23 protein-coding genes and 1 tRNA gene (1 of these 24 cut by a window edge) are annotated in these 26,951 nt (G+C 31.1%); 5 read left to right on the forward strand and 19 right to left on the reverse strand.

Translation table 11 applies throughout. From position 1 onward, the window contains the following. Positions 1 to 115 precede the first annotated feature (115 nt). From ftsZ to mraZ, 13 genes are read right to left on the reverse strand one after another with little or no spacing between them, the layout of a single operon-like run. On the reverse strand, positions 116 to 2,158 hold the full coding sequence (ftsZ, locus tag ABWP60_RS00480; RefSeq protein WP_353146980.1) for a cell division protein FtsZ: 2,043 nt from the start codon (positions 2,156 to 2,158) through the stop codon (positions 116 to 118). Positions 2,159 to 2,200: 42 nt separating this feature from the next. Next, on the reverse strand, positions 2,201 to 3,577 hold the full coding sequence (gene ftsA / locus ABWP60_RS00485) for a cell division protein FtsA (RefSeq protein ID WP_353147781.1): 1,377 nt from the start codon (positions 3,575 to 3,577) through the stop codon (positions 2,201 to 2,203). Between the two features lie 10 nt (positions 3,578 to 3,587). Beyond that, on the reverse strand, positions 3,588 to 4,310 hold the full coding sequence (locus ABWP60_RS00490) for a cell division protein FtsQ/DivIB (protein ID WP_353146983.1): 723 nt from the start codon (positions 4,308 to 4,310) through the stop codon (positions 3,588 to 3,590). Beyond that, on the reverse strand, positions 4,297 to 5,646 hold the full coding sequence (gene murC / locus ABWP60_RS00495; protein WP_353146986.1) for a UDP-N-acetylmuramate--L-alanine ligase: 1,350 nt from the start codon (positions 5,644 to 5,646) through the stop codon (positions 4,297 to 4,299). Before murC ends, ABWP60_RS00490 begins: the two co-directional genes overlap by 14 nt. A gap of 30 nt (positions 5,647 to 5,676) precedes the next feature. Beyond that, entirely contained in the window at positions 5,677 to 6,762 is a 1,086-nt protein-coding gene (gene murG / locus ABWP60_RS00500; RefSeq protein ID WP_502904797.1) for an undecaprenyldiphospho-muramoylpentapeptide beta-N-acetylglucosaminyltransferase, read from the reverse strand. Next, positions 6,762 to 8,147 carry an FtsW/RodA/SpoVE family cell cycle protein gene (locus tag ABWP60_RS00505; protein ID WP_353146989.1) on the reverse strand — a complete coding sequence of 462 codons (1,386 nt, stop codon included), beginning with the start codon at positions 8,145 to 8,147 and terminating at the stop codon, positions 6,762 to 6,764. Before ABWP60_RS00505 ends, murG begins: the two co-directional genes overlap by 1 nt. Positions 8,148 to 8,178: 31 nt before the next feature. Continuing rightward, positions 8,179 to 9,513: a UDP-N-acetylmuramoyl-L-alanine--D-glutamate ligase gene (murD, locus tag ABWP60_RS00510; RefSeq protein ID WP_353146992.1), complete on the reverse strand. Its 1,335-nt coding sequence runs from the start codon at positions 9,511 to 9,513 to the stop codon at positions 8,179 to 8,181. Between the two features lies 1 nt (position 9,514). Beyond that, positions 9,515 to 10,735 (reverse strand): phospho-N-acetylmuramoyl-pentapeptide-transferase, encoded by a 1,221-nt coding sequence (gene mraY, locus ABWP60_RS00515; protein ID WP_353146994.1) that lies wholly within the window; start codon positions 10,733 to 10,735, stop codon positions 9,515 to 9,517. 55 nt (positions 10,736 to 10,790) lie between these two features. Next, positions 10,791 to 12,254 carry a UDP-N-acetylmuramoyl-L-alanyl-D-glutamate--2,6-diaminopimelate ligase gene (locus tag ABWP60_RS00520; RefSeq protein WP_353146997.1) on the reverse strand — a complete coding sequence of 488 codons (1,464 nt, stop codon included), beginning with the start codon at positions 12,252 to 12,254 and terminating at the stop codon, positions 10,791 to 10,793. Beyond that, positions 12,251 to 14,233 (reverse strand): PASTA domain-containing penicillin-binding protein, encoded by a 1,983-nt coding sequence (locus tag ABWP60_RS00525; RefSeq protein WP_353147000.1) that lies wholly within the window; start codon positions 14,231 to 14,233, stop codon positions 12,251 to 12,253. The genes ABWP60_RS00520 and ABWP60_RS00525 overlap by 4 nt, the downstream gene beginning before the upstream one ends. After that, positions 14,224 to 14,583, reverse strand: a complete 360-nt coding sequence (locus tag ABWP60_RS00530; RefSeq protein WP_353147003.1) for an FtsL-like putative cell division protein — start codon at positions 14,581 to 14,583, stop codon at positions 14,224 to 14,226. The genes ABWP60_RS00525 and ABWP60_RS00530 overlap by 10 nt, the downstream gene beginning before the upstream one ends. Then, positions 14,583 to 15,491, reverse strand: coding sequence for a 16S rRNA (cytosine(1402)-N(4))-methyltransferase RsmH (gene rsmH, locus ABWP60_RS00535; protein ID WP_353147006.1), 909 nt, complete (start codon positions 15,489 to 15,491; stop codon positions 14,583 to 14,585). Before rsmH ends, ABWP60_RS00530 begins: the two co-directional genes overlap by 1 nt. Then, positions 15,466 to 15,936: a division/cell wall cluster transcriptional repressor MraZ gene (gene mraZ, locus ABWP60_RS00540; RefSeq protein WP_353147009.1), complete on the reverse strand. Its 471-nt coding sequence runs from the start codon at positions 15,934 to 15,936 to the stop codon at positions 15,466 to 15,468. Before mraZ ends, rsmH begins: the two co-directional genes overlap by 26 nt. Positions 15,937 to 16,265: 329 nt before the next feature. Between mraZ and ABWP60_RS00545 the strand changes: the two genes are divergently transcribed. Both ABWP60_RS00545 and yihA read left to right on the forward strand, forming a co-directional pair. Then, on the forward strand, positions 16,266 to 17,021 hold the full coding sequence (locus ABWP60_RS00545) for an alpha/beta fold hydrolase (RefSeq protein ID WP_353147012.1): 756 nt from the start codon (positions 16,266 to 16,268) through the stop codon (positions 17,019 to 17,021). 69 nt (positions 17,022 to 17,090) lie between these two features. Beyond that, positions 17,091 to 17,708 (forward strand): ribosome biogenesis GTP-binding protein YihA/YsxC, encoded by a 618-nt coding sequence (yihA, locus tag ABWP60_RS00550; protein ID WP_353147015.1) that lies wholly within the window; start codon positions 17,091 to 17,093, stop codon positions 17,706 to 17,708. Positions 17,709 to 17,800: 92 nt separating this feature from the next. On the opposite strand, the gene ABWP60_RS00555 is transcribed toward yihA, so the two are convergent. After that, complete coding sequence (locus ABWP60_RS00555) at positions 17,801 to 18,205, reverse strand: hypothetical protein (protein ID WP_353147018.1); 405 nt, start codon at positions 18,203 to 18,205, stop codon at positions 17,801 to 17,803. A gap of 262 nt (positions 18,206 to 18,467) precedes the next feature. After that, positions 18,468 to 19,034, reverse strand: a complete 567-nt coding sequence (locus ABWP60_RS00560) for a hypothetical protein (protein ID WP_353147021.1) — start codon at positions 19,032 to 19,034, stop codon at positions 18,468 to 18,470. A gap of 221 nt (positions 19,035 to 19,255) precedes the next feature. Here ABWP60_RS00560 and ABWP60_RS00565 point away from each other — a divergent pair, with 221 nt between their 5' ends. Continuing rightward, complete coding sequence (locus ABWP60_RS00565) at positions 19,256 to 19,609, forward strand: helix-turn-helix domain-containing protein (RefSeq protein ID WP_353147024.1); 354 nt, start codon at positions 19,256 to 19,258, stop codon at positions 19,607 to 19,609. Positions 19,610 to 19,667: 58 nt separating this feature from the next. Here ABWP60_RS00565 and gpmI read toward each other — a convergent pair whose 3' ends face one another. After that, complete coding sequence (gene gpmI / locus ABWP60_RS00570) at positions 19,668 to 21,176, reverse strand: 2,3-bisphosphoglycerate-independent phosphoglycerate mutase (RefSeq protein ID WP_353147027.1); 1,509 nt, start codon at positions 21,174 to 21,176, stop codon at positions 19,668 to 19,670. A 104-nt stretch (positions 21,177 to 21,280) separates the two neighbouring features. Beyond that, on the reverse strand, positions 21,281 to 23,719 hold the full coding sequence (locus ABWP60_RS00575) for a DUF5916 domain-containing protein (RefSeq protein ID WP_353147030.1): 2,439 nt from the start codon (positions 23,717 to 23,719) through the stop codon (positions 21,281 to 21,283). Between the two features lie 240 nt (positions 23,720 to 23,959). Between ABWP60_RS00575 and ABWP60_RS00580 the strand changes: the two genes are divergently transcribed. After that, complete coding sequence (locus ABWP60_RS00580) at positions 23,960 to 24,709, forward strand: murein L,D-transpeptidase catalytic domain family protein (RefSeq protein ID WP_353147032.1); 750 nt, start codon at positions 23,960 to 23,962, stop codon at positions 24,707 to 24,709. Here ABWP60_RS00580 and ABWP60_RS00585 read toward each other — a convergent pair. Both ABWP60_RS00585 and ABWP60_RS00590 read right to left on the reverse strand, forming a co-directional pair. Next, the gene (locus tag ABWP60_RS00585; RefSeq protein WP_353147034.1) at positions 24,698 to 26,212 is read right to left on the reverse strand and encodes a L,D-transpeptidase family protein; all 1,515 of its coding nucleotides are present in this window, start codon (positions 26,210 to 26,212) and stop codon (positions 24,698 to 24,700) included. The two genes, ABWP60_RS00580 and ABWP60_RS00585, sit on opposite strands and share 12 nt — an antisense overlap. A gap of 151 nt (positions 26,213 to 26,363) precedes the next feature. Beyond that, positions 26,364 to 26,813: a GNAT family N-acetyltransferase gene (locus tag ABWP60_RS00590; protein WP_353147036.1), complete on the reverse strand. Its 450-nt coding sequence runs from the start codon at positions 26,811 to 26,813 to the stop codon at positions 26,364 to 26,366. A gap of 115 nt (positions 26,814 to 26,928) precedes the next feature. On the opposite strand from ABWP60_RS00590, the gene ABWP60_RS00595 reads away from it, so the two are divergent. Next, positions 26,929 to 26,951, forward strand: a tRNA-Gly gene (locus tag ABWP60_RS00595); it runs 150 nt beyond the window's last position.

Genomic DNA, 26,951 nt, shown 5'->3' on the forward strand with positions numbered 1-26,951 from the left:
TATTTTGATTTTAATTGTTTTGTGTAATTGTTATGCGAAAGTAATAAAAAATCCCGACTCGTTTATAACTTGTCGGGATTTAATAGTTTTTAGTTTTTAGTTTGTTTATTTTTTATTAATCTACATTATCATGTAAAAACGAATTATTTGAACGCAATTGCATGTCGTCATTACTATCCATTCCTAAAGACATACGCGAAGGCGGATTTTGGTTTGGCATACTTGTAACGTCTAATCCTAAACGACGGAAAGCAGGTTCTTTTTCTAAATCGTCAATTCGGTTTGGATTGTTGAATTTGTGATTGAAGTTTTTCAATTTACTTTTACGTTCTTCTGCTCTTGATTTTAAGATTTCTTCAATTGACATTTCAACCGGTGAAACTCCATCAAAGCTATAATTAGAATCGAAAGTAATTGGTGCTGCAACTGGCTCTTTTTGTTTGATAGTAAAATTTATTTCTTCATCAATTGGTTCAGCGGCTGCTTGAATACTGGCAGCTGGCTCTAACGTTTCTTCTAGTTCCTCTTCTAATGTATATTTAATAATTCCTTCTTCACCAAGTTCGGTAACTGGGAAAAATTGAACCGCCTCATTTACTTTGATATCTTTAGTTTCTTCGCTTAATTCAAAAACAACTGTATTTGGTGTGTTTTCTATTTTAGAATCGAACAAATCTAAAGAAAAATTGAAATCTAATGGTGCTACAACAAATTCAGGATCAATTACTTCAATTTCTCTTACCGAGTTTGAAATAATTTCAAATTCTTGAACTGGTTGAACAGCTTCAACTACGTGCTGTGCTACTGGTGCTGCTGTATTGTATACAGGCTCCGACGCAACTGGTGTTTGAAATGCTGCAGATACATTTTCAAAAAATACATCTAAATTTTTAATATAGTCAGTTGTTGGAATTAAATCTGAAACCGGAGCTTGTACAATTTGTGGTTGTTCTACTTCAAAATCATTTAAGTCAAAAACAAATTTTGTTACTGGTTCAGCTGGCGTTTCAATAGGTGCCGCAGCTTCAACAGTTTCAACTTTAGCAATAGGCTCTTCAAAAGAAATAGTTGGAGTTGCCACCGCATTTGGTGTTAAATTATGTTCTACTTTTTGCTCACCGTCTAAGGAATGAATAATTTTCTTTGGCTCTGCATTTACAATTTCTATTTGTTGTTCTACATTAAATCCTGTAGCAATAACGGTTACTGAAATAGAGTCGCCTAATTTTTCATCTTCACCAATTCCCATGATGATGTTGGCGTTATGCCCTGCTTCGTTTTGAATATATTCGTTAATTTCACTTATTTCATCGATAGTAATTTCATCCGAACCAAATGTGATAAGCAACAACACATTTTTAGCACCTGTAATTTTATTATCGTTTAATAATGGAGAATCCAATGCAGATTGAATAGCAATTCTAGCTCTGTCTGCACCTGAAGCAACAAAAGATCCCATTATAGCTGTTCCGCTATCACTTAATACCGTTTTAGCGTCTTTTAAATCAATATTCATTGTTAAGTGATTGGTAATCACTTCTGCAATACCTTTAGAAGCGGTAGCTAACACTTCATCGGCTTTAGAGAAACCTGCTTTAAAACCAAGATTTCCGTATACTTCTCTTAATTTGTTATTATTAATAACAATTAAAGAATCTACTTGTTTTCTTAATCTTTCCACACCTTCCATGGCTTGATCGTAACGATTTTTACCTTCAAACTGGAAAGGAATAGTAATAATTCCTACGGTTAGTATTCCTCTTTCTTTTGCTAATTGAGCAATGACTGGTGCGGCACCTGTACCTGTACCACCACCCATACCAGCAGTAATAAATACCATTTTAGTATTTACATCTAGCATTTTTTCAATTTCCTCAATGCTTTCTAAAGCGGCTTGTTGTCCGATTTCTGGCTTTGCTCCTGCACCCAAACCTTCGGTAAGATTTACTCCTAACTGAATTTTATTTGGTACAGGACTTGATTGCAAGGCCTGAGAATCTGTGTTACACACTACGAAATCTACTCCAATGATACCTTGTTTGAACATGTGGTTAATGGCATTACTTCCGCCGCCACCTACTCCAATTACTTTTATTACGTTTGATTGGTTTTTTGGTAAATCAAATGTAATGTTTCCAAATTCGTTGTTGCTTTCCATATATTTGGCTTTCTTTTATTGTGTTATTTGCTACTAATAACTTTATTCTACATTATCTAAAAACTCTTTAATTTTCCCTAAAAGGTTATTAAAGTCGTATTTCTTTTTTCTTTCTGTTGGTTCTTTTTCAACCGTTGTTGACGTAGTTTCTTCCGTTACTACTTCATTTGCTACACTTTCCTCAACCACTGGTGCTTGTGGAGTTACTACAACTGGTTCTGGGATTTTCATCTCTACAAACGGAGTAGCACTATTGGTTTGGTTACGTAAACTTTCCATAACTAAACCTACAGATGTAGCGTATAAAGGACTTGATAATTCCTCGCTAGAATTTCCAGCTAAATGCTCGTTTGGATATCCAATTCTGGTGTCCATTCCTGTAATATATTCTACCAATTGTTTAATATGTTGAAGTTGCGAACCACCACCTGTTAATACAATTCCTGCAATTAATTTTTTCTTAGACTCATCATGTCCGTATAATTTGATTTCTGCATATACTTGTTCAATAATTTCCACAACTCTAGCGTGAATAATTTTTGACAAGTTTTTTAATGAAATTTCTTTTGGATCACGACCTCTTAATCCAGGAATTGAAACAATTTCGTTGTCTTTATTTTCTCCTGGCCAAGCTGATCCGAAACGTGTTTTTAATAATTCGGCTTGTTTTTCGATAATAGAACAGCCTTCTTTTATATCTTCTGTAATTACATTTCCACCAAAAGGAATTACAGCGGTATGACGAATAACTCCGTTTTTAAATACGGCTAAATCTGTAGTACCACCTCCTATATCAATAAGTGCCACACCTGCTTCTTTTTCTTCTTCACTTAAAACCGCATCTGCTGAAGCTAAGGGCTCTAAAGTTAATCCTGTTAATTCTAAACCTGCATTTTTAACACAACGTCCTAAATTTCTGATGGAAGCAGCTTGTCCTACTACGATATGAAAGCTAGATTCTACTCGTGCTCCATACATTCCAACAGGCTCTAAAATTTCAGATTGACCGTCAATTTTAAATTCTTGTGGTAAAGCATGAATAATTTCTTCACCAGGAAGCATCGATAAATTTTGAACTTGACACGTTAATTGTTCAATATCATATTCTCCAATTACTTCTTCAGGATTTTTTCTACTTATATAATCGCTATGTTGTATACTACGAATGTGTTGTCCTGCAATTCCAACCACTACATCATTAATTCGATATCCTGAATTATTTTCTGCTTCTGAAATAGCTGCTTGAATAGATTGAATGGTTTGCGTGATGTTATTTACGACACCTCTATGCACTCCTAAACTTTTAGATTTCCCTACACCAAGGATTTCTAATTTTCCGTACTCATTTTTCTTGCCTATCATAGCCACAATCTTTGTTGTACCTATGTCTAAACCTACTGCAATACTTTCTTTGTTCATCATCTATTCTTTATTTTGAACACACAACTTGTTGTGTGAAAATTAAATTTATTGATTTGTACTTTTCAATTATCGAATCTTTAGAAGCGTATTGATAAAACGCTTTGTAATTTTTAAACTTTTTATCAATAAAAATTGGCTTTCCAAAATTTATATCGTAATCATGTTCTCTTGTTAGCATGTTCATGCTACCATTTTTCTGAATCGTGATGGCTATGATATGTTTTTTTAGAAAATTATCTTTTTCAATGGTCTTAAAAGTCGCTATGAAACCTTTTTTAAATTCACCTTCAATATTTCCTTGAACAATAGGAACTCTTGATGAAAAATTATCTGACAATTGAAAAATACTACCATTTTTATCCACATATAAAACACGATTATCATTTACAACTCTTGCTACTGGGGACTTCTGTAACACCTTTGTTATTAACATACCGTCTTCTGAAATAAATACTTCAGCATTTTCGATAAATGACTGCTTTTTTAGAGCACTTTCCAAATCTTTCAAATCTACTTTATCTTTTTGAATTGAAGAAGTCCCTCCCAAATTTTGTATTAACAAGTTATTAACCATTTCATTTGTTAAAAACATTTTGTTATTCCCCTGAAAATCAACTTGTATTTTAGCAATTTTCTTGTTTTGACTTCTACTTTGAGTAAAAGAATAAAGAAAAATTAGCACAAAAAACATGATTACTAACCGAATATTTTGCCAATTAAATTTTTTCATTTAGTACTTTTTTTATGTCCTTTACCATTTCACCAATATCTCCTGCACCAATTGTAATATATACATCTGCATCAGAATTTTTAAAGCATGTTAATAACTTTTCTTTGGTTACTAATTGTTTATTTTTAGAATTAATTTTCTCTAATAACCAAGAAGCATTTACCCCTTCGATAGGCAATTCTCTGGCAGGATAAATTTCTAATAAAAGTAGTTCATCAAACTGAGACAAACTTTCTGCAAAACTTTCAACAAAATCTTTAGTTCTACTATACAAATGAGGTTGAAAACATGCTATTATTTTTTTATTAGGATATAATTCTCTTACAGCTTGATGAACTGCATTTATCTCCGTTGGATGGTGAGCGTAATCATCAATATACACTAATTTTTCAGTTCTAATTTGAAATGAAAATCTACGTCTAACACCCTTAAATGAGGCTAATGCATTACTTATTTTTTCGTTTTCAACACCGTATGATTTTGCCATAGCAAAAGCTAACAAAGCATTGGTTAAATTATGATGTCCTGGTAACCCAAATTTTACATTTTCAATTAATTCAGTTGCGGTCTTTATGTCAAAAACATAAAAACCATTTTCAATTCTGATATTTTGAGCGATATAATCCGCACCTATATTTACAGCAATTGTTTTTCCTTCTAAAGCCAATCCTTTGACAATAAATAAATTTTCAGAAGGTACCTTATTTGCAAATTCTTTAAACGATGCTTCAATTGCGGCTACGTCTCCATAAATATCTAAATGATCCGCATCCATAGAGGTTACACAAGACATATTAGGATGTAAATGCAAAAATGAACGGTCAAATTCATCCGCTTCTACTACGGTAACCGTTTTTCCTGTCCCAATTAAATTAGAATCGTAACCTTCTACAATACCGCCTAAAAAAGCAGTAACATCAATGCCACTTTCATACAAAATATGTCCTAAAATACTTGATGTAGTTGTTTTGCCATGTGTTCCAGCAACAGCAAAACAGAAAGTGTCTTTTGTGATGATTCCTAACACTTCTGCACGTTTTTTTACCGTAAATCCGTTATCTAAAAAGAAGTTCCATTCTGAATGATTTTTTGGAACTGCTGGCGTGATAACTACTAATGTGTTTTCTGAATTTTTAAAACTATCAGCAATTAAATTAATATCGTCTTCAAAATGAATTTTTATACCATTTTCTTGTAATTCGGAAGTTAATTGTGTTTCTGTTTTATCATAGCCTGCCACATTTTTTCCAATGAATTGAAAATAACGTGCCAAAGCACTCATTCCGATTCCACCGATTCCAACAAAATAGACGTTATGTATTTGATTTAAATTCATTTTATTGTTGCTGTTGCAGTTGTTTTGCTATTATATTAATTTTTTTATTTCTTCAACTATCGCTTTAGTGGCGTTAGGCAATGCTAATCTTTTTATATTCTGTTCCAAGTTTTGTAATTTTCCTTTATCTTTAATTACTGCTTCGAAAACAATTTTAAACTCGGTTTCTAAATCGGTTTCTTTTATTAATATTGCAGCGCCTCTTTCCACAATTGCTTTGGCATTTTTTGTTTGATGATCTTCTGACACATTTGGCGAAGGAATAAAAATGGTAGGTTTTCCAACAATACATAATTCTGAAACTGAAGAGGCTCCCGAACGAGAAATCACAACATCAGCCGCTGCATAAACCAAATCCATTCTATCAATAAATGCTAAAACTTGAACGTTTTCTTTATCGTTATATTTTGAATATTCATTTAAATAATGCTTTCCACATTGCCAAACAATTTGAAAATCAAGATGTAATAAAAAATCTAATTCTTTTTCAATTAGTTGATTTATTCTTCTAGCCCCTAAACTTCCACCTAAAATTAAAAGTGTTTTTTTAGAAACCTCTAAATTAAAATACGAAAGGGCTTCTTCTTTTTTACTAACCACTTCCATTAAATCTTGTCTTACTGGATTTCCTGTAATATGTAATTTTTCTTTAGGAAAAAAACGGTCTAAATTTTCATATGCCACACAAATGGAATTGGCTTTTTTGGCTAATAATTTATTTGTAATTCCAGGATACGAATTTTGTTCTTGAATTACAGTTGGGATATGCATTAATGATGCTACCTTAAGAACTGCTCCGCTTGCAAAACCACCTGTTCCAATTACCACATTAGGCTTAAACTTTCTTAAAATAAAATACGAGTTTATTAAACTTGACGCTAATTTTAAAGGAAACATGGCGTTATGTAACGTTAGTTTACGTTGTAATCCTGCAATCCAAAGTCCTTTAATTTGATAACCTGCTTGCGGGACTTTTTGCATTTCCATTTTATCCTTTGCGCCTACAAATAAAAATTTAGCCTCCGGGAATTGCACTTTCAATTCGTTTGCAATGGCAATAGCTGGATATATATGTCCGCCTGTTCCCCCGCCGCTAATGATGAATCTTTTTTCCATTATTTTTTATTTATAACCGCATTCATTGGATTTTGTCCGTTTACTAAACTATCGCCTTGCGTATCTAATTCGTTTTCTTGTTTTAAAGATTCACGAATAGAATACTTCAAATCCTTTACTTTATGCTCGTCTTCTGAAAGTGTTTCTTCAGAATTTTCGGCATTCATTACTACTACTTCTCTTTCAATTAAACGTTGTAAAGCAGCTTCTTTATCTTGAAAATCTTTTAAATCTGCAGCGATTTCATCTTCTCTTTTGGTGACACTTAAAATAATTCCTAACGACAAACATGTCATCCAAATTGAAGTTCCTCCACTACTAATTAATGGTAATGGCTGACCGGTAACTGGTAATAATTCTACTGCAACACCCATATTAATTAATGCCTGAATTATAATTGGAAATCCAAGTCCGATGATTAATAGTTTTCCAAACAAGTTAGTTGTTTTATTGGCTCTAATTAAGAATCTAAAAAACAATAACATATAAAAAAACACTAATACGTAACCACCAATTAATCCATATTCTTCAATAATAATTGCAAAAATAAAATCCGAAGACGATTGTGGTAAAAAATTCTTTTGAATACTTTTCCCAGGTCCTACGCCATTAATTTTTCCAACGGCAATAGCAATTTTAGCATTTTCTATTTGATACTTGTCTTCATCTGGTTTATCTGTGGTAAAATTTTCAATTCTACTTACCCAAGTATTTACACGACTAAAGGTTTTATGTTTTGGAAAAGCTTGTGCTAATAAGAAAAAAAGTGCTAATACAGCCACTCCAATTGCTAATACGTATCCTAGATATTTTAAAGGATATTGCCCAATATATAACAACATAAAAACCATGGCAAACATTAAGGCTGCTGTAGAAAAGTTGGAAGGCAAAATAAATAGTAAAACAGCTCCAACTGGTAACCATATTTGAATAACAGAATCTTTAAACGTATATTTGGTTTCGTTAATTTTGGTTAGCGTTCTCGCAACATATACCATTAAAATTGCAAAAGCAAGGGTTGACGGCTGAAACGAAAAATTGACAAAAGGAATTACCAACCATCTACTAGCATTTGCCCCACCAATAGTTTTTCCTTGTAATAAAGTAAAAAGTAATGCCGGAATAATTATCCATATTGCAAAAATGGAATATTTTTTAAATTTTTCGAAGTGCATTTTATGAACAAAAAACACAATAAGCATTCCAATAAAAAGATGCGTACAATGTTTTAATAACAACATAAAAGTAGAACCCGTTCCATTACCAACCGTATAAACTAAATTGGTACTGGCACTATATACAGGCAAAAAGGAAACTATGGCCAATAAAATTATTACAGCCCAAATGGTTTTATCGCCTTTAAGTTGGTTTACTATTTTATTCATTATAATTTTTGCTCTTGTAAATTAAATATTATTATAAATTTTGTACCGCTTGTTTAAATTTACGACCTCTATCTTCATAGTTTTCAAACAAATCGAAACTAGCACAAGCTGGTGAAAGCAAAACGGTATCGCCTTTTTCTGCCATTTTGTTAGCTATTTTTACAGCTTCAGACATTGATGTAGTTTCTACAAACATTTCTACTAATCCTTCAAACTTATCGACTAGTTTTTTGTTATCAATTCCTAAACAAATTATTCCTTTTACTTTTTCGCGCACTAAAGCCATTAACTCGTCATAATCATTTCCTTTATCTACGCCACCAACTATCCAAACTGTAGGCGTATTCATGCTATCTAAAGCAAAAAAAGTAGCATTTACATTTGTAGCTTTAGAGTCGTTAATGTATAGCACATTATTTATTTTTAATACTTTTTCTAATCTATGCTCGGCACCTTGAAAATTGGCTAAACTTTCTCTAATAGTAGCTTTTCTAATATTCATTAATTGCGCAACGGCTGTAGCTGCCATAGCATTTTTTACGTTGTGTTTTCCTTCTAAAGCAAGTTGATTAATTGGCATATTAAAATGATTTTCGTTAAGGTTGATATTTATTTCGTTGTGATCTGTTATGCTTCCGCCCATATTTAATTTTTTTGAAATTGAAAAAGGCACTTTGTTTGCTTTTGTATGATGTGAGGAAAACCAATTAGAAATGGCTTCATCATCTTCATCATAAATTAAATAATCTGTTTCGGTTTGATTCATTGTAATTCTAAACTTTGCATCGATATATAACTTGTAATCGTAATTGTATCTATCTAAATGATCTGGACTAATATTCAAAATAATTGCTATATCTGGCTTGTAATGTATTATTCCGTCTAATTGAAAACTACTTAATTCTAACACATAACACTCGTGTTTATTTTCAGCCACTTGCCACGCAAAACTTTTACCGATATTACCTGCCAATCCAACATTTAAACCGCCTTGTTTCAATATATGATACGTTAACAAAGTTGTAGTAGTTTTACCATTACTACCTGTAATTCCAATTGTTTTTGCATTGGTAAAAGGCGCTGCAAATTCAATTTCCGAAATCACTGGAATATGCTTTTCTAGTAACTTTATTACTATGGGAGCTTTATCTGGAATTCCTGGACTTTTCATTACCACATCAGCATTCAGAATTAAATCTTCAGTGTGCTTTTCGTCTTCCCAAGTAATGCTATTAATACTAAGAACTTCTTTATAATTTTCTTTTATTTTTCCAAAATCGGATACAAAAACATCGTATCCTTTTTTCTTTCCCAGAATAGCCGTTCCAACCCCACTTTCTCCTCCACCTAATACTACCAATCGCATATTATCTCAATTTTAAAGATACGAGTGAGAAAATGGCTAAAATGATTGCCACAATCCAAAAACGCGTTACGATTTTACTTTCGTGATACCCTTTTTTCTGATAATGATGATGTAAAGGGGACATTAAAAAAATACGACGACCTTCGCCAAATTTCTTTTTAGTGTATTTGAAATACGCCACTTGCAACACTACAGAAAAGTTTTCCGCTAAGAAAATTCCACATAAAACAGGAATCATTAGTTCTTTTCTAACTGCGATTGCAATTACTGCAATAATTCCACCGATAGTTAAACTTCCTGTATCGCCCATAAACACTGTTGCTGGATAAGTATTGTACCACAAAAACCCAATTAATGCACCTACGAATGCGGCAATATAAATTGTCATTTCACCCGAATTTGGGATATACATAATATTTAAATAGTTAGAGAAAATAATGTTTCCAGATACAAATGTGAATATCCCTAAAACCAATACGGATATGGCGGAAGTTCCTGCGGCTAAACCATCAATTCCGTCCGTTAAATTTGCTCCATTTGAAACCGCTGTAATAATAAAAATAACTACAGGAATAAAAATTAACCAGGCCCAATTTTGATAATCATCACCCATAAAAGAAAGTACTTCTGCATAATCAAACGTGTTGTTTTTCACAAATGGAATGGTGGTTTCCATTGATTTTACTTCTGGTGAAGTAGATTTAATAACCGTTTCTATTCCTTGCTTTTTAAGCACTACATCTTCTTTGATTGTTACGTTTGGATGAAAGTACAATGTTACACCCACTATAATACCAAGTCCAATTTGGCCAATCACTTTAAATTTTCCTTTTAAACCTTCTTTATCTTTTTTGAAAACTTTAATGTAATCATCTAAAAAACCAATACTTCCCATCCATATGGTAGTCACTAAAAGTAAAATGATATAAATGTTATCTAATTTAGCCAATAATAAAACCGGAACTAACGTAGCCAAAATAATAATTATTCCACCCATTGTTGGGGTTCCTGCTTTTTGTACTTGACCATCTAAACCTAATTCGCGAACCGTTTCACCTACTTGTTTATTTCTTAAATAATTAATTATTCTTTTTCCATAAATGGTAGAAATTAACAACGATAAAATAACTGCTATTCCAGATCGAAAAGTGATATATTGAAATAATCCTGCACCTGGCAAATTATATGCTTCATCTAGATATTTAAAAAGGTAGTATAACATATTTTATCAATTTTAATTTCCAAAATTGGAATTTGGGATTTATTTTTTTTGAGTTTTATTTATCTAATTGTTTTAATAATTCTTGTACAATTTGCATATCGTCAAAGTCCTGACGGACTCCGTTTATTTCTTGATAGGTTTCGTGACCTTTTCCAGCGATCAAAATAATATCTCCAGAATTAGCCATTTGACAGGCTGTTTTTATAGCTTGTTTTCTATCTAAAATGGCTACTGTTTTTTTAAAATATTGACCTTCTACTCCGGCTTCCATTTCTTCGATAATCGTTTGAGGATTTTCTGTTCTTGGATTGTCTGAAGTAAAAATGGCTTTATCACTTAATGAAGCAGCAATATTTGCCATAATTGGTCGTTTTGTTTTATCTCTGTCACCACCACAACCTACAATTGTAATTAATTGTTCATTTTTAGTACGAATATTTTCTATTGTTTTCAACACATTTTCCAATGCATCTGGAGTATGAGCATAATCTACAATAGCAGTAATTTTGGTAGTAGAAACCACAAACTGAAAACGACCTGAAACACTTTCTAATTCGGACAATAATCGTAACGCTTCTGTGCTTTCTATTCCTAGTTCTAATGCTACACCATATATTGCTAATATGTTATAGGCGTTAAACGAACCAATTAATTTCGTCCAAACTTCTTCGTTATTAATTTTTAAAACCAATCCAGATAATTGATTTTCTAAAATTTGTGCCTTAAAATTAGCATATGATTTTAAGGCATATGTTCTTTTTTTGGCTATCGTATTTTGAAGCATTACTTCTCCGTTTTTGTCGTCGATATTTGATATTGCAAAAGCTGTTTTTGGCAACTGGTCAAAAAATGATTTTTTAACATCTCTATATTCGGCAAACGTTTCATGATAGTCTAAGTGATCGTGTGACAAATTAGTAAACACACCGCCTTCAAAACACAAGGATTCAGTACGTTTTTGGTGAATTCCGTGTGAGGACACTTCCATAAAACAGAATTCGCATCCTATTTCCACCATTTCGTCTAAATATTTATTTATAGTTAGCGAATCTGGTGTAGTATGTGTAGCGTTATATGCTACCTCATCAACCATTATTTTAACCGTTGATAATAATCCTACTTTGTATCCTGCTTTTTTAAACATTTGATACAATAACGAAGCAATTGTTGTTTTTCCATTGGTACCTGTAATACCAACTAATTTTAGTTTTTGCGATGGATTATCATAATAATTGGCTGACAAAAAGGCTAAAGCTTGATTAGAATTTTGCACCTTTACATAGGTAATATTTTCTAATAAAGAAGATGGTAAATCTTCACAAACTACAACTTTGACACCTAAAGAAATAGCTTTGTCAATAAATTGATGACCATCTGAAAGCGTTCCTTTAATTGCCACAAAAACATCGTTTTTTGAAACCTTTCTAGAGTCAAACTCAATTTTTTCTATAGCCAAATCTGTAGTACCGTGAACCGATTCAATAGTTACTTTATATAATATGTCTTTTAATAAGCTCACGATAATTCAATTGTTATAATTTGATTTTTTTTAAACGTTTCGCCAGGATTGATAGATTGTTTTTTTACTTTTCCAACTCCTGTAAATTTTACCTTTAATCCTAAATTTTCTAATAAAGAAACAGCATCCATTCCAGCCATTCCTTTCACGTTGGGTACTACAGTTGTATTTCCTTGCGATTTTTTTTCAAATTCACGATACAGAACTTCTTGTTTTGGACTTTTTAAATTTATATTTTTAAATTTATTTGTGCTTGGCACATCTGTAAATATTTTTTGCGCAATTCTTTTAAAAACAGGTCCTGCCACATCGGCACCATAATACCCTTTTGTTTTATCTGGATTATGAACTACCACTATACAAGAATATTTTGGTTGGTCTGCAGGAAAATACCCTACAAATGAAGAGGCATATGACATTTCTGCTTTACTATAATTTACCTGAGCGGTTCCCGTTTTTCCAGCCATAGAGAAATCTGCAGAATACAAGCCTTTACCTGTTCCGTTTTTAACTACGTTTTCTAGCACTTTTCTAACTTTTAACAAAGTTTCTTCGGAACATATTTTCGGATTAATTACCTCAGGATCGTACTTTTTAATGGTTTTACTCCATTCTTTTATTTCGCTTACAAAAATTGGTTTTAACATTTTACCGTTATTCGCCACAGCATTATACAAGGATAATGTTTGTAACGGTGTCATTGAAACGCCATAACCAAATGCCATCCAAGGCAAGGTTGTACCATACCAATTTTTAGCACCTGGTTGTGGAATTATAGGCTGTCCTTCTCCTTTAATTTGTAAACCCTGTTTTTTATTTAGTCCATAACTATTAATTCTGTTAATAAATTGCCAAGGATTGTTTTTATAAGCTTTATAGGTTGCTTGTACTAAGATAGTGTTAGATGAGACTTCAAAACCTTTTGCCAATGAGGCAATTCCGTATCCGTGATGATTGGAATCTTTAACTGGTTTACCTTGGATCATTACTAATCCACCATTAGAATTATAAACGGAGCTAGTGTCTGCTTTTTTATCATCAATTAGAGCAATTAAATCCATTAATTTAAAGGTTGAACCAGGTTCATGAGATTCCGTAAGTGCATAATTTTGAGTTTCGAAATACGAACCATCTTCGGTTTTTCCTAAATTTGAAATAGCTTTTATGTAACCTGTTTTGGTTTCCATAACCACCACACAACCATGATCTGCTTTGTATAATTCTAATTGTTTTAATAATGCATGATGCGCAATATCTTGAATAAACACATCAATAGTTGAAATTACATCGTACCCATCAACTGGATCTAATTCATTAATATCAGAAATAGGTTTCCACTGATTTTTTGCAATTTTTTGCATCCAATGGTGACCATTTGTTCCATTTAAATATTTTCTAAACGCATATTCTAAGCCTTTTCCTTGGTTCCCGTCGCGTTCATAACCAATTGTTCTGTTTGCAATTAACCCTACAGGATGCTTACGCACCGTTTGCTGTTCTGCAATAATGCCACCTTTATTAGCTCCCAACTTAAATAGCGGAAACTGTTTTACACGCATATATTCTGTAAACGTTAATTTTTTTGCGACTAAAAAGTACCTGTTTTTTGTGTTTTTTGCTTTTCTTAATTCTCTTTGAAACTCTCCAGAAGATTTTCCTACTAAATTGGCTAGCGAATCTGATAAACTAACATAATATTTCTCAAAATTTTCATCAGATGGTGTCACTGCATCAAAACGAATGGTGTATTCAGGAATCGAAGTAGCTAATAAACTACCATCAGAAGAGTAAATATTTCCTTTATTGGCAGGGATTTCGAAATTTTTAACGGTGCGTTGTTTGGCTAATTTTCTATAATACTCGCCACCTACCCATTGAATGTTAAACAATTTTATAACAATTGCAAAAGAAAACGCAACAACGCAAACCACCACAAATGCTAGTCGGTAAGAAATAATATTGTCGTTTTTTATTGCCATATTTTTAATTTATCTATAAAACTTTTTTCTTTTGGTTTGCGTATTACAATTTTTTTTGGAGGGATTGTTGAAGGAACAATTTGCCTTGCTTCCATTTTTTTGGAAACAGTGGACTCCATTTTTAATTTCATTAATTCAGAACGTGTATCTACAAATTTCGATCGCAATTCTTTTACTTCATTGGTTAAGCTTGTAATTCTATAATTTTTTTCATCGTAATTGTGGTTAAAATAAACCATTAACATAGCTAATGAAAACAAGTAAATTATAAATTTCCATGTTTTTAGTGCATCATCATCAATTAAGAATTTTGCTTTTAATAAACTATATATACTGCTTTCTTTTGCCATTATTTTTTTTCTGCTACACGAAGTTTTGCACTTCTAGCTCTATTGTTTATTTCTATTTCTGCTGTTGAAGGCACAATTAACTTTTCAATACTTTTAAATGGGACTTCATAATTTCCAAAAAAGTCTCGCTCCGGTTCGCCTTCAAACATGCCGTTTCTCATAAACCTTTTTACCAATCTGTCTTCTAAAGAATGATACGAGATAACACTTAATCTTCCTCCAGACACAAGTAGCTCTTCCGTTTGTATTAAAAATTCTTTTAAAACTTCAATTTCTTGATTTACTTCAATACGAATGGCTTGATAAATTTGAGCTAAAATTTTATTTGCTTTATGACCTGGTAAAAAGCGAGACAACACATCTTTTAACTGCTCAGAATTTTTTATTTTTTTATCTGCTCTAGCAGTAACTATAACATTTGCCATTGCGCCACCATTTTTCAATTCGCCATAATCAACAAAAACACGTTTAAGTTCAATTTCTGTATAATCATTTACCACTTCATAGGCAGAAAGTGCATCATTTTGGTTCATTCTCATATCTAAAGCCGCATCAAAACGAGTAGAAAACCCTCTATCTGCCACGTCAAATTGATGAGAAGAAACTCCGAAATCACCTAAAATTCCGTCTACTTGTTTTATACCATGAAAGCGTAAGAACCTTTTAATAAATCTGAAATTTTCATTTATTAATACAAAACGTTCATCATCAATGACATTTGCTAATGCATCTGTATCTTGATCAAAACCAAACAATTTTCCGTTTGGCCCTAAATGTTTCATTATTTCTCTAGAATGTCCGCCGCCGCCAAAAGTGACATCTACATAAATTCCGTCTGGTTTAATATTTAATCCCGCAACCGTTTCTTTTAAAAGTACTGGGTTATGATATTCCATCTTCCTCTTCATTTTGGTTACCCATTACTTCCTCGGCTAAATCTGCGAAATCAACCATCGCGTTATCTAATGCAGATTCGTATAAATTTTTATCCCAAATTTCAATTATTGAAACAGCAGATGACAATACAATATCTTTATCTATTTTTGAAAACAATATCAAATCTTTAGGAATTAATAATCTTCCTGTGGCATCAATTTCAACCATTCTTACACCAGCAGTAAACGCTCTAATAAAATCGTTATTCTTTTTTACAAATCGATTTAACTTATTTATTTTCTGCATGACTTTATTCCATTCCTTCATGGGGTACAATTCCAAACAAGGCTGAAAAACAGAACGCTTCAATACAAAACCTTCTTCAAAATTACCCAGTTGCTTTTTAAGAGGGGCAGGTACCATTAACCTTCCTTTTGCATCAACTTTGCACTCGTATGTTCCTAAAAATGTATTCAACTTTTATAAAATGAATTATTATTGAGACAAATTTAAAAAATATTTTACCACTTTTTACCACAAAATACCACTTTGTTAATAAGTTTTTATGAAAAAATATCAGAATTACCACTTATGGGCTGAAAATACAGATATTGACGAAGAAATTAAGTTTTTAACTTTTGAAGTATTTATGGGAAATAAGCTGTTAATTAGATAGAAATTATTCAAAACAAATTGGAAATTAGGGTTTTAGCTAGGATACGATTTAATAATCTTAAATAAGAAACATATGTGAAAAAAAAATGTATTTTTGTATCTATTAGTTAGTTGAACGCGAATACGTTTTTATGATAAAGAAAGAAAGAAAATACACTTATTTTGAAGCCGGTGAAGGCACGCCAATAATTGTGTTGCACGGTTTGATGGGCGGCTTAAGTAATTTTGACGGCGTGGCCAATTATTTTCCAAGTAAAGGTTACCAAGTAATTATTCCTGAATTGCCTATTTACACACAAAGTTTATTAAAAACTAATGTAAAGGCATTTGCTAGATATGTTAAAGATTTTATTACTTTCAAAGGATTAGAACGAGTAATTTTAGTAGGAAATTCTTTAGGTGGACACATTGGTTTGTATTTTACGAAACAATATCCTGAATTAGTTAGAGGATTAGTAATTACTGGAAGTTCAGGATTATATGAAAGTGCTATGGGTGAAAGCTATCCTAAACGTGGTGATTATGAATACATTAGAAAAAAAGCGGAAGATGTGTTTTATAATCCAGAAGTGGCAACAAAAGAAATTATTGATGAGGTTTTTGCAACCGTAAACGACCGAATTAAACTTTTAAAAACGTTAACCATTGCCAAAAGCGCTATCCGTCATAATATGGCTAATGATTTACCAAAAATGCATGTACCAACTTGTATAATTTGGGGAAAACAAGACAAAGTAACTCCACCAGAAGTTGCGGAAGAATTTAAAAAACTACTTCCAAATTCTGAATTATATTGGATTGATAAATGTGGTCATGCCGCCATGATGGAGGAACCAGATCAATTTAATGCGTTGTTATTTGGATGGCTTAGCGAAAAAAAATTATAAATTCTCTTTTTGTGAAGAGAAAAATATCCTACGTCAATCTTTTGAGTAGCTTTTAATACTATACATCAAATGAAAATTAATACCGCCGAATTTGTAATTAGTAATTCTGTCGTGGAAAAATGTCCGAAAGACAGAATTCCAGAATACGCTTTTATAGGACGATCAAATGTTGGAAAATCATCGTTAATTAACATGATTACCAATCATAAAAACCTTGCTAAAACCTCTGGAAGACCTGGAAAAACACAATTGATCAACCATTTTTTAATTAATAAAAACTGGCATTTAGTAGATTTACCTGGTTATGGTTACGCAAAAGTTTCAAAAACCACAAAAGCAAAATTTCAACAATTTATTACCGATTATTTTGAAAGCAGGGAACAACTTATTTGTGCGTTTGTTTTGGTAGATATTAGACACGAACCTCAAAAAATTGATACTGAATTTATTGAATATTTAGGCGAAAGTGAAATTCCATTTTGTATTGTTTTTACGAAGGCAGACAAGTTAGGAAAAACGCATATTCATAAACACGTGGAAGCGTACAAGAAAAATTTATTAGCCAACGATTGGGCAGAAATGCCACAGTATTTTGTTACTTCTGCAGAAAGTGCTTTGGGTAAAGAAGAAATTTTGACTTATATAGATGAAGTAAATCAAAATTTATTTACGGGTTCCGATTTTTAATTATAGGTACGCAGATTTTACGGATTTAAGCGGATTTTATATTGTTATATGAAAAAACCCAAATAAGTTTAATTTCTTATTTGGGTTTTATTTTATTCTTTATTAACCATAATAGTTATTTCTTCTTCAAATTTATACTCGCCTTTTTTAAAGACCTCTTTGTTTGAGAGTATAATTTCGTAAGTGTAAATGCCTTTCGGTATTTCGAAAACGCATTCTTTTCCGTCATTTTGAACTACCAATTCTTTTATAACCTTATTACCTTCAGAATCTTTACCATCTAGCTTAACAGTAATTTTTTCAGCTAATTTGTTTTTTACACAAACCGTAGCTACAAATTTACTATCCACTGTTTTGTCTTTAGATTCTGTTAGTTTTGAAGTTTTAAAAATTGATATTCCAGTTACCAATAGTTCTCCGCCTTTTATTAACGTTTCAAGTTTTTGCGCTTGAAGGAAGTTGGAGAAAAACAAAAATAAAAATACTTTAAATTTCAATTGTACTTACAAAATAAATTGTTGCGATTTGCAAAAATAAATACTAAAAGTAATATAACGCATAGTAAAATAATAGAAATCTCATTAAGGCTTATATTTATAAAATATTATCCCAAAAATCACAATTGTAATAGTTGAAAAAACTGTCTGAATATCAGGAGCTTTTAATGATCTAATAAGTGATATTATACCTGCAATAACTCCTAAGATAATAACAAAATGGTATGCATTATATTTCTTCATATTTAAATTTATATTTTATTTAACAAAATAAGCTCATTGCCATTGCAATACCAGCAACTGCCCCTCCTGCAAATCCACATGGAACGCAACCGATTAGTGACAATGAAGCAAATGCTCCACCTAAATTTGCAATTTGACCAGCACCGGTTGCACAATCTCTAGAAATACGAACACCTCGCCTTGTTGCAAATGGCTCATATTTGTATGTCCCATCCTTTTCAACGGTAAATTTAATTGGTGTGATTTCATCGAGGTTTTCATTTTGAAGAAACCCTATTGAAGATCTTCCATCTGCAAGAGGTAAAACAACTATGCTTTTCTTTTGCCCATCATGCAATAAATCAATATTTACTGCATATTTCGATTCGTTAAAGTTAACTTCTGACATGTGATTTACAATTTTTTTATAACTTTCGTCAGATAAATTAGATACATTTATTACTTTAGTCTCTTTTCCTATAGGACTTTTCTCAAATACATATTTATAATATTCAAGTGTTAATCCTTCAACAGGCACCTTATCTTGTGCATTTGTAACTCCTGCAAATAATACTGTGGCAATTAAGCCAAATAATAATTTTTTCATTTTTAATAAGTTTTAAAATTAATAAATTAAATTGTTAATCAAAAAATATTTCTCGAGATATTTTTGTTATGACAAATTTGAGAAGTTTATTTTTATTAAAAAATGTGAATTTTTTGTGCAAATTGTTTGCAATTTGTTTTCAAATTGCACAATTTTTTTTGTTTTACTTGTTTTTTTTGTTTGTTTTTATTCTTATTTTTGATTATCCCAAAATCTACATTATGTTATTAAAACCCAAAGAAAAACTAAAAAATGCTAGAAAAAGTAAATTCACACAAGCGGAATTTTCAGAACTTGTGGCCATGGATACTTCTCAATACAATAGAAGAGAGAAAGGCAGAATACCTATTTCTGATGATGAATGGTTGCGTTTTGCAAAAGCCCTAAATATGAATGTAAATGAAATTATTGAAACGGATACTCCTTTAATAAGCATTACCCATAACCATGAAGAAAATGACCATACAATTACAAACTACGAAATAAAGATTAGTTTACCTAAAAATATTTTCGATTTATTTAATGCAAAATTTGATGCAGTAATCGAATTATTAAGAAAAGAAAACAAAGAGTAAGTGACTTATAAAATAATATAACCCTTCAAAATTAATAACTCTTGAAGGGTTTGTTTGTTTACTTCACCAACAACGAATGCTGCGTCATGACTTCTGGTTGAGTAATTCCCATTAAATCTAAAATAGTGGGTGCTACATCTCCTAAAACACCTGATTTAATTTGTATTTTATCGTTATCTACTAAAATTACGGGTACTGGATTAGTTGTATGTGCCGTATTTGGGGAACCATCTGGGTTTATCATCGTTTCACAATTTCCGTGGTCGGCAATTACAATTGTGGTATATTGGTTTGCCAAAGCGGTTTCAATAATTTCTTTTACACAAATATCAACGGCTTCACATGCTTTTATAGCTGCTGGCATACTTCCGGTATGCCCTACCATATCGCCATTTGCGAAATTTAAACATACAAAATCCACATCCCCTTTTTGTAATTCAGGCACTAAAGCATCTTTTAATTCAAAAGCACTCATCTCGGGTTGTAAATCGTATGTGGCTACTTTGGGTGAATTTTTTAATATTCGAGATTCTCCATCAAAAGGTTCTTCTCTTCCGCCAGAAAAGAAAAAAGTTACGTGCGGATATTTTTCTGTTTCTGCAATTCTAATTTGTTTTTTTCCAGCTTTAGAAAGTACTTCGCCTAATGTTTCAGTAATATTGTCTTTATCGTAAATTACATGAACGTTTTTATAGGTATCATCATAATTGGTTAACGTAACATAATACAACGGTAATTTATGCATATTTTGCTCATGAAAATCGGTTTGCGAAAGCGCCTCGGTTAGTTCTCTACCTCTATCCGTACGGAAATTAAAGAAAATTACCACATCATCTGGTTGTATCGTTTTTCCTTCTGAAGAAAATAAAGGTTGAATAAATTCATCTGTTACGTTTTCATCATAACTTTTTTGAATACTTTCTACCATATCTGATGTTTTTTCACCAATTCCTCCGACTAACAAATCGTAAGCTAATTTTACACGTTCCCAACGTTTGTCTCTATCCATGGCGTAATATCTACCAATCACAGAAGCTAATTTTGCATTCGTGTTTAAAAGAAAATTCTGTAAATCTTGTATGTATTTTTTTCCTGATTTAGGATCGACATCGCGCCCATCTGTAAAAGCATGAACAAACATATTTGACACACCATTTTCTTGAGCCGCTTCAATTAATCCTCGTAAATGAGAAGTATGAGAATGCACGCCACCATCTGAAACCAATCCTAAAAAATGAACGTTTTTATGATTTGTTTTTGCGTAATTAAAGGCATCTAATAATGGTTTTTCATTTTTCAACGTATGATTTTTAACTGCTAAATTAATTTTAGCTAAATCTTGGTACACAATACGTCCTGCACCTAAATTCATATGACCTACTTCTGAATTTCCCATTTGACCTTCTGGTAAACCTACGTGAAGTCCATCTGTACGCAATTCGGCATTTGGATAGTTTTTATATAACGAATCTATAAATGGTGTATTGGCATTATCTATGGCGGAAACTTTAGGGTCTGGAGAATGTCCCCAACCATCTAAAATCATTAAAATTACTTTTTTGTTCATCACTATTGTATTTAAGATACGAAGTTACTGATTTTTTAAACGACAACTCAAAAAAATTATTAACGAAAAGGTTTTCTAAATTTAATTTTAGAAAAATAATAGGATTATTTTAAAGCATTCTTGGCTTGATTATAATCAATAAAATAGCGAATACTAATAGAAAACGTATGATTTAGATCTTCATGATTAAATACTTTTTTGGTATTATAAACAAAATTCTTGTCTATTGTATTTTGAAAAATGCCTGACGAATTTCTATATAAAAACGACATTTGACTTCCAGGTGCAAACCACCAACTATAAGACAAATCAAAGTTCCATAAATTCAAATTTTGATTAGCATTATCCGTGTAAGAATAGTCTTCAGTATAACCATTTTCTAATAATTTATAGTACGAATTATTTTCGGAAAACGACCAATAATGTCTTAATTTTAATCCAAAATTCATTTTTGCCGTGATGGAATATTTCCCTTCTAAACTCGTTTCTAAAGTTTGATTGTCTCTTGATGCGAAAATTATATCATTTCCTACTCGATCTACGCGGCCTAAATCTTGGTATTCATTGAAGAAATTGTTTCTGTAAATTAAAGTAAATTTATCATTGAAACGATATCTCGGACTCACATCAATACCCCAATACCACCAGCCTTTTGTTTCAGTTATTCCAATATTTGGATTGATATCAAACGCAAATTTATTATTGTAATTTGAAGAAATATAACCCCACATGCCATAATTTTTAGGGAAAATTACAAATCGCCCTACGGATTGCGGATTATAAAAATTATATCTTTCAAACGGATTTAAATTAATTCCAAAACCTGCGGAATGATTTTTTTTATTGGTTAAATTTAAATTAATATTAAAATTTTGCTCCTGAAGATAATTAGTTGCTTTATCAAATTGCGCAAACGTATTTAAACTTATCCTAAATGAGTTTAATTTTTCTGTCGATTGAAGTAATCGGTAATTCACATTCGCACTAATGGAATAATAATTGGTTTGAAAATTAATCCCCAAATCATTGTTGTCATACTCTTTGGAAACATATTCTCCATAGGCTGAAAACCTAAATTTTCCAGAGGTTTCACCAAATCCTAAATTAGCCATAATTCCATTTTTATTCTGCAAATTGGCATAATTATTTACATAACTATATTTTAGAGCACCATTTAAATTGAATGTATTCTTTTTTGTGTTCAAATCGAAAGTTGTTGCAGTAACATTAGCGTCTCTAAAGTTTCCATTTCGAGTTACGTTTGTATTAATTAATGATACGGAAGAATTTCCATTAAACCGCTGGTCTAAAACCAAAACATTATAATTGGCTAGTGGCTCCACTGTTTCTGTTCTGGTATTTCCTGTAATTATATCTCGAATGACAACATCGGTTTTTTTAGTAACCGTATTTAAAAAACCAATTCCTAAACCTTCTTTCGTTCTACCAGAAACTTTAACAGCATTCACCAAATCAATTGCGTTTGGAAAATCTATAACTTCTTCCGTTTCTGAAATTTCTGGATATTTACTGGCGCGTTGCCCAATTCGTCTTGAATAAAACAATCCTCCTTTGTTAAACAAATCGGTTCCTTCTGTAAAAAATGGTCTGTTTTCATTAAAAATTTGTTCGAAAGGACCTAAATTCAATATTTTATTATCAAATCTTGTTTGACCGAAATCAGGAATCAGAACCATATCTAACGTAAATGCATCGGTTAATCCATATTTCAAATCTAATCCACCTTTTAGCGTTCCAAAAGATTTTTCTTTACCCAAACTATTTAAATAAAATGAAGAATAAGGAATCAGAAACAAACGTGTTGGTGTATTAATTTTTTCAATACCATTTAATATACCTGCTTGTTGTGTGAAAAATCCTTTGCTATTATCTACTGGATTCCAAGTAAACATTTGTCGGTTTCTTCTTACTTCTCTAAAAAAGTTTATACCCCAAGTTTGTTTTTCTTCTTTTGAAAAACGAAGTGCGGCATATGGAATTTTCATTTCAACTACCCAGCCTATATCAGTAATTTTTGCTTTACTTTCCCAAATAGCATCCCAAGAAGTGTCTTCATTTTCCGTAGTTCGTATTAAATCCATTTGTCCATCGGAAGCACTTACAAAAAAACTAAATTCTTGCTGGCCATCATTGAACCCATTAATAAACACCCCAAAAAAATCGGTTGAACCAAAATTATCTCTTTCTGAAATTTCTTTTAAAATTTTATCCGGTTCATTATCATATAAAATAGCGCCTACATATATGGCATCATCATCGTAAAGTACTTTTACTTCTGTTCGAAGTTCCGGTAATTCTGGCTTTCCATTTTCTTGGTTAAACATTACAAAATTTTTTGCGATAGGTATATTTTTCCAATCCTCTTCATTAAGTGATGCATCAATTTTTATAGGATTTTTAATTTTTATGGTACTAATTTCCTTTTTATTATTTACTGGCAAAAATGGATTTGATGTTACCATTTCTTGAGCAAAAGAAATTTGAAATAAGAAAAGTATACTAAGAATTTGAAAGTAATTCATAAAAATATTTTGTGAATAAAATTATTAGTATTGCTATTGCTAAATTTGTTTCATTATCAAATGTTAATTTTTAAAATTAATTTTAATATCTACTTTTTTTAACAAAAATCTTCAAACAAAAAAACCATATTATCGGCAAAACGTTAAAAATTATCGTTAAAAAACACTAATTTATTTTTTTTATTCAAAATTACAATTATATTTGCCTGTGTTCGTTATTAAAAAACAACAACAAATACAATGCGTTATACATTTTTACCTTTTATTTTTTTAGGTTTTATTTTGCTTTTTTCAGATAATGAAAATCTGTTAAATACAACTTTTAAGACCAATGAATTTGCAACAAATGTTGTAAATCCAATTGCTATGGTGAAAAATGAGGCAGATAATATTAAAGAAAAATCGGAATTATTATATTGTGAAATTCAGCCTGAAGGATTTTCATTACCAGAATTAGAAATTTTCACAAAAGCATTTGAAGGGTACACTGCTATAGAAGCGCAAGGAAAAATTAAAAACAATATATTAACGATTATTGATTTTTCATTATCTTCCAAAAAAGAAAGAATGTGGGTAATTGATATGTTACATAAAAAAGTGATTTTTCAAACATTGGTTTCTCATGGAATAAAATCCGGAAAAGAATTTGCAAAATCGTTTTCCAACCAAAATGAATCATTTAAGAGTAGTTTGGGTTTTTTTTTAACAGGAGAAACCTATATGGGGAAGCACGGAATTTCTTTAAAATTAGACGGTTTAGAATTTGGGCTTAACGACAAAGCAAGAGAAAGAGCCGTTGTGATTCATGGCGCAGAATATGTTTCTAAAAAACTAGCAAATACACAAGGTTATTTGGGTAGAAGTCAAGGTTGTCCTGCAGTGGAACCAGGTATCGCTCCAAAACTAATTCAATCTATAAAAAATAAATCGGTTTTATTTATTTATCACCCTTCAAGAATGTACGTTAATAAATCTAAATTAGTTTCTTAATTTATCGTACAACACTTTATCTAGATTATACATATCATCTCTGAATTGAAAACCCGAATCGCTTAACCAACTCGTCCAATATAATTGATGAATATATATAGGTTCTTTTACTTTTATATAATAAGGTTCTTTATTTTTTTTAATAATTAAATCAATTTCATTACCAGTTGTCCATCTTCCATTATCTTGATTTTTTAATATTTTTTTAGCCAAATCAACTGGGTTTTGTACCCGAACACAACCCGAACTTAATGCCCTATATGACAACTGGAAATAATCCCTATGATTGGTGTCATGTAAATACACAGAATGATGGTTTGGAAAGTTAAATTTCACAACACCTAGCGAATTATTGTACCCATGATTTTGAACATACCTATAACTTGTCGCTTTAGCAGGATTCCAATTTGATGGAGAAACAATATTATTTTTTCCATTATAAATGAGAATTCTATTTCTAATAAAGTAACTTCTATTTGCTACAGCTTCAACTGATAAATCTTCTTTAATTATAGTTGGCGGAACCGTCCAAGTTGGATTAAAAACAAAATTAGATAACTTGGATTGTAAAATTGGCGTCATTCTCTTGGGTTTACCACAAACAATTTTGTGCGAGGCCGTTGTGGTATTTTTTTGGATAAAATCTAATTTGTAATCTGGTAAATTAATTAATAAATATTGCTCCCCAAAATCTCTAGAAAACCAGCGCCAACGTTCTAAATTAGCTAAAATTTGTGAACGTCGTGTTTCTACATTATAATTTAATGCTTTAATGGTCCCAAAACCAATAACGCCATCAGGGTGTAAACCATGTCTTGCTTGAAATTTCTTTACGGCTTCAAGCATTGAACTGTCATAATTAAAGGAATAATTTGTGTTTTTTTCGTCTAAATCTTTCCAATATACAAGTCGCTTTTTGATTTCATTTACTTCTTTTTGAGTATCCTTATACTTTAACTTTATAGATTTATTAATGGAATCGAAATTACTTTCTGGCATTTTATCAATAAGGACTAACGCTGCTTTTAACGAGGTGTAAATAGGATGATTTGGCAATAAATTTTTTATAGAAGACGCTACTTTTTTTGAAGAAATTGCAACTTTTAAGTGGGTTGCCATATTAAATGGTTTTTCATATAAATCCCAATTTTTATACACTTCGTCAGGATTTAATTTTCCTCTGAAATAATTACTGCAAAGTTTATCATAGGTTTGGGTTAATAAAACATCATATGCTAATTTTTCTTCTAATGACAAAGAATCTAGCTTTACTTCTAATTGATATATTTTATTTATATTATAATCTTGAGGATTTAATCCTTCATATTTTGACTTTTCTATTTGTACGATTAAATCTTCTCTATTTTCTGCATCTACCCATATTTCGTGGTTTCCAAATGCATTATAAATACTTTTTATACTATCTGATTTATCAGCTAACATCTCTTCAGGAACGGCATGAATAGTCATTTTTCTTATGGTATCAAAATAATCTTCACTCACTTTGAAATCCTCATTTTTACTGAGCTTAAAAGACAGAATAAGAACAATTATTATAACACTAAATAGTAAAACTTTTTTCATTTCATATCAAATTTAACAAATTTACCAAAAAATACTAGTATTCCACATCAAATGCAAAAATGTTTACAATTTAATAAACAAAATATTTATACATTAAAAAATGAGTACCAATCTCAGGAATTTCAAACGAAGGCCCTTTTTTACAACAACCTAATTTTTCATAAAAAGGTACCGCGGTTTGTCTTGCATTAAACCAAAGCAATTCAACTTGATTTGATTCAATAAAATTGAAAATTTCTTCAATTAACAACTTTCCAAAACCAGTACTTTGGTACGCTTCTACAATTGCCATTCCACGTAATTGATATTGATTTTTAGTATCAAAATTTTCATTGCTTATTTTAAAAACAGAAGCTACGCCAATTATATTATTTTCAATATATAAACCAAAATGAGTAGTATCAACAGCGTCATCACCTAAAAAAAAGCAAGTTTCCAAAGGTTTTCCTTGCCTTAAGACCGCACTTCTAACCGGAAAAGTGTCTAAATAATTTATTTTTTTAATTGTAATTTTGTTCATAACATGTTATATATTAATAAATTACATGATTGTTTTTTATATTATTTATTTTTTTATTAAAAAACTTGCAATTAATCAGTTTTTCATATTATATTTGCACTCACCAAAATAAAATGCGAAAGTAGCTCAGTTGGTAGA

It is taken from the genome of Flavobacterium sp., assembly GCF_040402895.1.
GTDB lineage: Bacteria > Bacteroidota > Bacteroidia > Flavobacteriales > Flavobacteriaceae > Flavobacterium.